Source organism: Sphingobium sp. C100 (assembly GCF_000508185.1).
Classification (GTDB): domain Bacteria; phylum Pseudomonadota; class Alphaproteobacteria; order Sphingomonadales; family Sphingomonadaceae; genus Sphingobium.
The window spans coordinates 1-8047 of record NZ_AYOY01000043.1 but is presented as its reverse complement, the minus strand read 5'-3'; the positions used below and the strand labels follow the sequence as shown (position 1 = coordinate 8047).

Genomic DNA, 8047 nt, shown 5'->3' with positions numbered 1-8047 from the left:
GGCGGCGCCGGCTGCCTCAGTCGTTCTTGAGGTCGCGGCCCGCTTCCTGCAAGGAATCGCCCATATCGCGCTTGGCTTCCCCGGCTTCCCGCTGCGCGTCGCTGGCGGCCTCGTCGGTGGCCGCGCCGATCCGGTCCGCACCGCTGTCGATCGCCTGGCCGGCGTCGTCCAGCCCATTGTCGATCGCGGCGCCCGCATCGTCGGCGGCGCGGCTCATGTCATTGCCGATGGAATCGCCGGTCTGTTCCAGATTGTCCTGGGTCTTTTCCGAGCAGGCGGACAGGCCGGCGGCCGCCAACAGGGTCAGCCCGGCAAGTATCGATGTGCGCATCATGGTTCCTCTCTTCCATTGCGTGGAAAGGCAAAAGCGCAACAGGCGCGATAAAGTTGCGTATCGGCAACTATCGCCCGCGCAGGGCGAACACCATCGAGCGGTCGGCTTCGGGGATCAATCCTTCCAGCACGCGCCAGAATCCGGTCACCGATCCTTGCCCCGCCTGGGCATAGGCGGTCGCCATCTTTTCCCGCAGCGCCCGGAACAATTCGGCTTCCAGTGCGGTGCCGGCCGGGCTGAGGCGCAGCAGCTTTTGCCGCCGGTCGCTCGCCCCCGGCCGCGTCTCGATATAGCCGCGCTCGATCAGGTCGCTCAGCACCCGGCCCAGCGATTGCTTGGTGATGGCCAGCAGGCGCAGCAGATCCTTGACCGTCAGGTCGGGCTGGCGCGAAATGAAATAGAGCGCCCGGTGATGCGCCCGGCCCAGGCCCTGCGCCGCCAGCCCCTCGTCGATCGACCGGGTGAGCGCGCCATAGCCGAAATAGAGCATCTCGATGCCGCGCCTTATCTCATCCTCGCGCAGGAAAAGCGGGGACGCCGGGCTAATCTGGGTAGGGGAAGAGGACGGGGCGGACATGGGATAAAATGTTCCGGTTGGGACAGGAAGCGTCATATTGGCGTTGTGAAACTGTGATGACTAGGCTTTCCTTTCGCCCATCACACGCTATATGGCGGTCCGCGCCGGCGATGCCGGCGTGTTGCTGGGGCGTCGCCAAGCGGTAAGGCAGCGGCTTTTGATGCCGCCATGCGCAGGTTCGAATCCTGCCGCCCCAGCCAGTTTCCTGATCTTGCCCTGGCACCGGCGCTCGCCTAAAGGGGCGCTCATGCCCGACATCTCCGCCGCGTCTTCCTCGTCCGACCTCAGCGGTCGCGCGCTGTTCCCGCACCGGCATCTGCTTTCGATCGCAGAGCTCAAGCCGTGGGAAATCCGATTTCTGCTCGATGAAGCCGAACATTGGGCGCAGGCCAACAAGGGCCGGGCGCGCAAGCATGATGGTCGGCTCGCCGGGATGACGCAGATCAACGCCTTTTTCGAAAACAGCACGCGCACGCTGCTGTCCTTCGAAATCGCGGGCAAGCGGCTGGGCGCGGATGTCGTCAACATGCAGGCCGCCCAGTCCAGCGTGAAGAAGGGCGAAACGCTGATCGACACGGCGATGACGCTCAACGCCATGGCCGCCGACGTCATCGTCATCCGCCACGCCAGTTCAGGCGCGGTCGCGCTGATCGCCGACAAGGTGGATTGTCCCGTGCTCAATGCCGGCGACGGCTGGCACCAGCATCCCACCCAGGCGCTGCTCGACGCGCTCACCATCCGCCGCCGCAAGGGCGGGTTCGAAGGGCTGGTGGTCGCCATCTGCGGCGATGTGCTGCACAGCCGGGTGGCGCGTTCGAACATGCTGTGCCTGGCCGCGCTCGGCGCGCAGGTGCGTGCGGTGGCGCCGCCCACCTTGTTGCCGCCGGAGGTCGAAATGCTGGGTGCGATCCCGTTCATCCGGATGGATGAAGGGCTGGACGGGGCCGATGTGGTCATGATGCTGCGACTTCAAAATGAGCGGATGGACGGCGCCTTCATTCCGTCCGCGCGCGAATATCATGCGCTCTATGGCCTGACGCCCGAACGGCTGGCGCTGGCGAAGCCCGATGCGCTGGTCATGCATCCCGGCCCCATGAACCGGGGCGTGGAGATCACCAGCAGCGTCGCCGACCATCCCGACCGGTCGGCGATCACCGAACAGGTGGCGATGGGCGTCGCCGTGCGCATGGCGTGCCTGGACGTGCTGACGCGCGGCGCGCGCGATGTGGAGGGCTGGGCATGAGCATGATCGCCATCGTCAACGGCAAGCTGGCCGATCCTGTCGCCGACACGCTTCAGGACGGCGTGATCCTGATCGATGATGACCGGATCGTCGCCGCCGGCGTGGTCGATATTCCCGCCGACGCCCAACGGGTCGATGCGCAGGGGCTGGTCGTGGCGCCGGGCCTTGTCGACCTGGGCGTGTTTGCCACTGACAAGCCGGCTTTTCATTTCGGCGGCATCACCCGCGCGGCGCTGATGCCCGACCAGCGCGCGCCGCTGGACGATGTCGGCCTGATCCGTCAGGCGACGCGCGCGGGGAAGCCCGATTTCTGGGTCCATCCGATCGCAGCGGCGACGCGCGGCCTCAAGGGCGCGGAAATGGCCGAAATGGGCCTGATGCAGGCGGCGGGTGCGAAGGCGGTCGGCACCGGCCGCCAGTGGATCGCCGATTCGGGTGTGATGCTGCGCGTGCTGACCTATGCCAGCGGCCTTGGCTTGACCCTGATCGCCCATGCCGAAGATGGCGGCCTGACCGGCAATGCGGTGGCGACCAGCGGCGAGACGGCGACGCGCCTTGGCCTGTCCCACGCGCCCGCCTGCGCCGAATCGATGGCGATCGCGCGCGACCTGATGCTGGTGCGCCAGACCGGCGCGACGATCCATTTCCGGCTGGTGACGACCCGCGCCGGCTTCGACCTCATCCGCGCGGCCAAGGCGGAGGGGCTGAAGGTGACGTGCGGCATCACCCCGGCCTATCTGTTCCTGAACGATCAGGCGGTGACGGATTTCCGCACCTTCGCCCGGCTCTCGCCGCCGCTGCGCGACGAGGCCGACCGCCTTGCCGCCATTGCGGCGGTGGCCGACGGGACGGTGGACGTCATCACCTCCGGCCATGATCCGCGCGGCCCCGAAGACAAGCGCCTGCCCTTTGCCGATGCCGCGCCGGGCATGGCGGGGGCGGAAACGCTGCTGGCGCTCTCGCTCAACCTCGTGCGGGAAGGGCATGTGTCGATCAACCGGCTGATGACCCTGTTGTCGGCCAACCCGGCCCGCATATTGGGCATAGACGCGGGCAGCTTCGCCCCCGGCAGCGCCGCCGACCTGATCTTCGTCGATCCCGACATGCCCTGGATCGTGGATTCCGCCAGAATGGCCGCGTCCGCTGGCAATACCCCGTTCGACAAGGTGCCGGTGCAGGGGCGCGCGCGCCGCATCATGAAGGGCGGGGCGTTTCTCTAAAGCCCCGCCATTTCCTCCGATCGCGCCGTTGCGGGCAGCACTGCGCTGCCTTCCGGCTCGTCCTTCATGGCAATCGCGGTCTTTTCCGCCGCCGCCATGACCCGCAGGATGTTCTCGCCAGCCAGCTTGGCGATGTCGGCGTCGCTCCAGCCCCGGCGCATCAGTTCGGCCAACAGCGCGGGATAGGTCTCGACTCCGCTCAGCCCTTGGGGCAAGTCGCCCACGCCGTCGAAATCACTGCCGATGCCGACATGGTCGATCCCCGCAATCTTGACGATATGGTCGACATGGTCGGCGACCTGCGCGATCGTCGCGACCGGTTCGGGATGCGCCCGTTCCCAATCCGCCAGCGCCTTCGCCGCGCCGTCCGGGTCGCCGATATACAGGCCGCCAAAGGGCGGCGCATTGTTGCGCGCGATTTCCGCGCTGCGGTCCGCGCCCCAGACGCGGCGCGCCTCCGAAACATATTGGGCGGCGAAATTCACCATCACCACGCCACCATTGGCCGCCACCTGTTTCAGCACCGCGTCGGAGACATTGCGCGGCGTGTCGCACAGGGCGCGGGCGTTGGAGTGGGAGAACATCACCGGCGCCTTGCTGACGCGCAGCGCATCCAGCATCGTCGCCTCGCTGACATGGCTGAGGTCCACCAGCATCCCCAGCCGGTTGAGTTCATGCACCACCGCCTCGCCAAAGGGAGTCAGTCCGTCATGCTGCGGATTGTCGGTCGCGCTGTCGGCCCAGGCGATGGTGCGGCTGTGGGTCAGCGTCAGATAGGATGCGCCCAGTTGCCGATAGGCGCGCAGCACGGCCAGGCTGTTGTCGATCTGGCCACCGCCTTCGACACCCATCAGCGACCCGATCCGCCCTGCCTTATGCGCCGCGCGCAGTTGCGCCGCCGTGCGTACGAGCTGAAAATGCTGCGGATATCGGGCGGCCAGGCTGTGGACCAGACCGATCTGGTCGATCGTATCCTTCACCTGCTGCACCTGCGGCAGGTCCGCCGACACCCAAACCGACCAGAATTGCCCGCCCATGCCACCGGCGTGCATCCGGCTGATGTCGGTATGATATTGCGCCGGGTCGAGATGGGTGAGGTCCATCGTCCAGCGCGCGTCCTTCGCCTTTTCGGCCAGCGCTTCGGGCCAGTCATTATGCCCGTCGATCAGGGGCGTCGCCTTCAGCACGCGCGCGATTCGCGCGGCATAGGGGCCGGTGGCGGGCGCATCGGCGGCATGGACGGCAGGGGCGGCGAGGAAAAGCGGCAGCAGCGCCAGGCAGAGGATCTTCATGACCGATGAGGCTAGGGCCATGGCGGCGCAAGTCAATCGGATGTGATGAAACCCGACAGGTCGGATTGCGCGCTGAAATCGACGATGCGGGGGTGGCCCAATGGATCGGGTCTGCTACATCTTGCCGGGCATGTTGATCGATCCGCTGATCCTGTTGCAGGCCTATTCCATCGGGGTTTTCCCCATGTCGGATGACCGTGACGCGCGGGAAGTCTATTGGGTCGAACCCAAATATCGCGCCATCCTGCCGCTTCCCGGCTTTCATCTGTCCCATTCGCTGGCCAAGCTGATCCGGCGGGACCGCTTCCGCGTCACCGCCAATCGCGCCTTTGCGCAGGTGCTGGCGCTATGCGCGGAATCGGCGCCCGACCGGCCCTCGACCTGGATCAATCATGAAATCGAGCGCGCTTATGCCGATCTTCATGCCCGCGGCTTTGCCCATTCGATCGAGGTGTGGGATGGCGAGGAGTTGGTCGGCGGCCTTTATGGCGTGGCGCTGGGGAAGGCCTTTTTCGGCGAATCCATGGTATCGCGGCGCACGGATGCGTCGAAAGTGGCGCTTGCCTGGCTGGTCGCGCGGATGCGGTTCGCAGGCTTCACCCTGCTCGACTGCCAGTTCATGACCGACCATCTGCGCTCCATGGGCGCGGTCGAAATCAGCCAGCGCGATTATCTTCAGTTGCTGGGCGCGGCGGTCGGGGGCGTGTCGCTCGGAGCCGGGTCGGATGTGTTGGCCGCCGGTTCCGGCGCGGCGGCGGAACGGGCGTTTGCGCCGCTCGCGGGCGACGCGCCGGCAGGCTCGCCCTTGGCGTCCAGCTTGACCGTATCAGGGCCTGTTTCGGGCCATTCCATCGCGCAGCTTCTGACCCACACATCGTAGATCGGATGCTGCACGACATTGCGGTCGGGCCGGTCGCGGAACAGCCAGCCGGAAAAGACGCGGCGCCACTTATTGTCCGCGCTGCTGCGCACGTCGAGCTGAACGAAAGCGCCGGTTTCCTGGACATTTTCCCACGGCGCGGTGGTTTCGCAGGCTTGCAGGCGGACGATTGCATCGCCCACGCGCAGCGCTTCGCCAGGCTTCATGGTCAGGTCGCGGGTCAGGCCGTTGCGCTTGTTGAGCAGGCCGATGACGGCGGTGCGCTCGGCCATGGGGGTGCCGGGCATCACGTCGTTGCCGGCGGCGCGAATCGCCGCTCCTTCAACCTTCACCGGGCCGGATTGATTTGCGGGCGGCAGCTCATTGTCGCCACATGCCGCCAGCGCCAGCGCGCAGGATAGCAGGGGAAGGCATGGGAGGATCGGCGGGACTGTCCCCGCCGGGCGCCAGGTCATGCCGCGTCGGGGCTCCACGCCTCATAATCGCCGGTCGCCTTCTGGCGCAGGCCGCCCTTTTCGAGCGCGCCCGACGGGCGATAGGCCTGGGCGGTGCCGGTCGCGTTGGGCGTCGATTCCTTTTCCCAGATGCGCGGCGGCGGCAGGAAGCTCTCGGGCGCGCCCTCGATCGAATGATGCAGCCAGCCATGCCATTCGGCCGGCACGCGGCTCGCGTCGTTGGCGCCGTTATAGATCACCCAGCGGCGGGTCAGGCCATTGGGGTCGGTGCCGCCTTCATAATAGACATTGCCCTGATGGTCCTCGCCGACCTTGGTGCCCTTGCGCGCGGTGAAGAGCGAGGTGCCGATGGTGGCGCCGTTCCACCAGGTGAAGATCTTAGCCAGGATTCCCATGGCCGAAGCGCTTAGCCGCTGCGGCGGGGCGTTGGCAAGGCGGATATGGCCTCAACGCGCCGGTGCGGGGCAGAAATTCAGGTCGGTGGTGCGCTTTTCCTGCGGCACGGCGCACCCGCCCCACGCCAGGCGGTCGCCTTGCGCGATTCCCAGCTCCGCCGCGCGGCCGCCGCGCAGTTCCAGCACCGCCACGACCGGCACACCCGCCGACACCGGCGTGCGCGAATAGGGTTCCGCCTCCGCCTTCAGAAAGGCGATGGTCCCGTCGGTATGGATGAACAGCATGTCCAGCGGGATCAGCGTGTCTTTCATCCAGAAACTGGCCGTACGCGGTGGGTCCATGGGAAAGAGCATCCCGCCATCGGCGGGCAGATCCTTGCGAAACATCAGCCCTTTTTCCTGCTCCTGCGGCGTGTGGGCGACCTCCACGTCGAATCGGCGCGCGCCGCCGGCGGTGCTGATCACGACCGGAATGGTGGCCGGCGCGGTCGCCACCTGCGCGCTGTTGTCGGCGGTGGGGGCTGGGCCGGAGCAGGCGGCGAGCAGCCCGAGGGCGAAGAAGGGGGCGAGGCGGATCATGTCGCCTGCCTAGAGCGATTCGCGCCGCGATGGGAAGGGGCTTGCGGCGGCCCCGCCAATTGACGGCGCGCGGCATCGCGGCCACTGACGAAGCAAAAGGGGCAGGGTAGATGCGAATCGTCATCATCGACGACAGCGGCCTGCGCGCGACGGTCCTGGAGGAGGGGCTGCGCGAGGCGGGCTATGACGACATTCATATCGTCCCTCCGCGCGGCGCTTTCGTCGCGCGGCTCGAACGCATGGCGCCCGACGTGGTGTTGATGGACCTGGGCAGCCCCAGCCGCGACACGCTGGAGGAAATGTTGACCGTCAGCCGCGCGCTCGCCCGGCCGATCGCCATGTTCGTCGATCAGTCGGACGATGGCATGATCGGCGCGGCGATCGACGCGGGCGTGTCGGCCTATGTCGTCGATGGCCTGCGCAAGGAGCGGGTGAAGCCGGTGCTGGAACTGGCGGTGCGGCGCTTCAACGCCTTCGCCAAGATCCAGAGCGAACTGGACGAGGCGCGCACCGCCTTGTCCGACCGCAAGGTCATCGACCGCGCGAAGTCGATCCTGATGAACCAGCGCGGCCTGTCCGAACAGGACGCCTATGCGCTGCTGCGGTCGAGTGCGATGAACCAGGGCAAAAAGATCGTGGAGGTGGCGCAGGCGCTGATCACCGCCAGCGATTTGCTGGGAGGAGGGCTATGACGACCCATTTGAAAATCGCCTTCCTGCCGCTCAACGACGCCGCCGTGCTGGTGGCCGCGCGCGAACGCGGCTTTGCCGAGGAAGAGGGGCTGAGCCTGGAGCTGGTGCGCACGACCAGTTGGGCGACGCTGCGCGACCGGCTGGTGTTCGGTCAGGTCCATGCCGCGCAGATGCTGGCGCCGCTGGCCGTGGCGGTGACGCTGGGGCTCAGCCAGCAACCGGCCGCGCTGGCCGCGCCCTACAAGCTGGGCGTCAACGGTAATATGCTGGTGATGGCGAGCGATTTCGCCAAGGCGCTGGAGCCGAATGTCGTCGCTCGCCTCGCCGACCCGCTCGGAACCGCGCATGATTTCGCCGCCGCCATCGGACTGTGGCGGCGC

10 protein-coding genes, 1 tRNA gene and 1 pseudogene are annotated in these 8047 nt (G+C 67.1%); 6 read left to right on the top strand and 6 right to left on the bottom strand.

What is annotated here, in order from left to right:
• Positions 1–16: 16 nt before the first annotated feature.
• On the bottom strand, positions 17–331 hold the full coding sequence (locus C100_RS29360; RefSeq protein ID WP_031308755.1) for a hypothetical protein: 315 nt from the start codon (positions 329–331) through the stop codon (positions 17–19).
• A gap of 70 nt (positions 332–401) precedes the next feature.
• A complete protein-coding gene (locus C100_RS29355) occupies positions 402–911 on the bottom strand; it encodes a MarR family winged helix-turn-helix transcriptional regulator (RefSeq protein WP_024018612.1) in 510 nt (169 codons plus the stop codon).
• A gap of 125 nt (positions 912–1036) precedes the next feature.
• Here C100_RS29355 and C100_RS29350 point away from each other — a divergent pair.
• The 3 genes from C100_RS29350 to C100_RS29345 all read left to right on the top strand — a co-directional run bounded on the left by C100_RS29350 (position 1037) and on the right by C100_RS29345 (position 3374).
• Positions 1037–1111: transfer RNA gene (locus C100_RS29350), tRNA-Gln, on the top strand.
• Between the two features lie 47 nt (positions 1112–1158).
• Positions 1159–2154 carry an aspartate carbamoyltransferase catalytic subunit gene (locus C100_RS0124065; RefSeq protein WP_031308754.1) on the top strand — a complete coding sequence of 332 codons (996 nt, stop codon included), beginning with the start codon at positions 1159–1161 and terminating at the stop codon, positions 2152–2154.
• Positions 2151–3374: a dihydroorotase gene (locus C100_RS29345; RefSeq protein WP_024018611.1), complete on the top strand. Its 1224-nt coding sequence runs from the start codon at positions 2151–2153 to the stop codon at positions 3372–3374. Before C100_RS0124065 ends, C100_RS29345 begins: the two co-directional genes overlap by 4 nt.
• Here the strand turns inward: C100_RS29345 and C100_RS29340 are convergent.
• On the bottom strand, positions 3371–4666 hold the full coding sequence (locus C100_RS29340; RefSeq protein ID WP_024018610.1) for a dipeptidase: 1296 nt from the start codon (positions 4664–4666) through the stop codon (positions 3371–3373). The two genes, C100_RS29345 and C100_RS29340, sit on opposite strands and share 4 nt — an antisense overlap.
• Before the next feature lie 130 nt (positions 4667–4796).
• Between C100_RS29340 and aat the strand changes: the two genes are divergently transcribed.
• On the top strand, positions 4797–5546 hold the full coding sequence (gene aat, locus C100_RS29335; protein ID WP_031308753.1) for a leucyl/phenylalanyl-tRNA--protein transferase: 750 nt from the start codon (positions 4797–4799) through the stop codon (positions 5544–5546).
• A 35-nt stretch (positions 5547–5581) separates the two neighbouring features.
• Here aat and C100_RS49060 read toward each other — a convergent pair.
• The 3 genes and pseudogenes from C100_RS49060 to C100_RS29320 all read right to left on the bottom strand — a co-directional run.
• Positions 5582–5752, bottom strand: a pseudogene (locus C100_RS49060) (DUF2155 domain-containing protein); the annotation flags it as partial.
• A 245-nt stretch (positions 5753–5997) separates the two neighbouring features.
• Complete coding sequence (locus C100_RS29325) at positions 5998–6396, bottom strand: NADH:ubiquinone oxidoreductase subunit NDUFA12 (RefSeq protein WP_024018607.1); 399 nt, start codon at positions 6394–6396, stop codon at positions 5998–6000.
• Between the two features lie 51 nt (positions 6397–6447).
• A complete protein-coding gene (locus tag C100_RS29320) occupies positions 6448–6975 on the bottom strand; it encodes a DUF192 domain-containing protein (protein WP_024018606.1) in 528 nt (175 codons plus the stop codon).
• A 110-nt stretch (positions 6976–7085) separates the two neighbouring features.
• On the opposite strand from C100_RS29320, the gene C100_RS29315 reads away from it, so the two are divergent.
• Together C100_RS29315 and C100_RS0124060 are read left to right on the top strand one after the other, a co-directional pair.
• Positions 7086–7667, top strand: coding sequence for an ANTAR domain-containing response regulator (locus C100_RS29315; protein WP_024018605.1), 582 nt, complete (start codon positions 7086–7088; stop codon positions 7665–7667).
• A partial coding sequence (locus tag C100_RS0124060; protein ID WP_031308752.1) for an ABC transporter substrate-binding protein occupies positions 7664–8047 on the top strand: 384 nt, incomplete at its 3' end. The genes C100_RS29315 and C100_RS0124060, both read left to right, overlap by 4 nt.

Bases quoted from the DNA above. Each gene is read 5' to 3' on its own strand.
- C100_RS29325 (WP_024018607.1), bottom strand. From the start codon at position 6,396: ATGGGAATCCTGGCTAAGATCTTCACCTGGTGGAACGGCGCCACCATC.
- C100_RS29340 (WP_024018610.1), bottom strand. From the start codon at position 4,666: ATGAAGATCCTCTGCCTGGCGCTGCTGCCGCTTTTCCTCGCCGCCCCT.
- C100_RS29345 (WP_024018611.1), top strand. From the start codon at position 2,151: ATGAGCATGATCGCCATCGTCAACGGCAAGCTGGCCGATCCTGTCGCC.
- C100_RS0124065 (WP_031308754.1), top strand. From the start codon at position 1,159: ATGCCCGACATCTCCGCCGCGTCTTCCTCGTCCGACCTCAGCGGTCGC.
- C100_RS29320 (WP_024018606.1), bottom strand. From the start codon at position 6,975: ATGATCCGCCTCGCCCCCTTCTTCGCCCTCGGGCTGCTCGCCGCCTGC.
- C100_RS29355 (WP_024018612.1), bottom strand. From the start codon at position 911: ATGTCCGCCCCGTCCTCTTCCCCTACCCAGATTAGCCCGGCGTCCCCG.
- aat (WP_031308753.1), top strand. From the start codon at position 4,797: ATGTTGATCGATCCGCTGATCCTGTTGCAGGCCTATTCCATCGGGGTT.
- C100_RS29360 (WP_031308755.1), bottom strand. From the start codon at position 331: ATGCGCACATCGATACTTGCCGGGCTGACCCTGTTGGCGGCCGCCGGC.
- C100_RS29315 (WP_024018605.1), top strand. From the start codon at position 7,086: ATGCGAATCGTCATCATCGACGACAGCGGCCTGCGCGCGACGGTCCTG.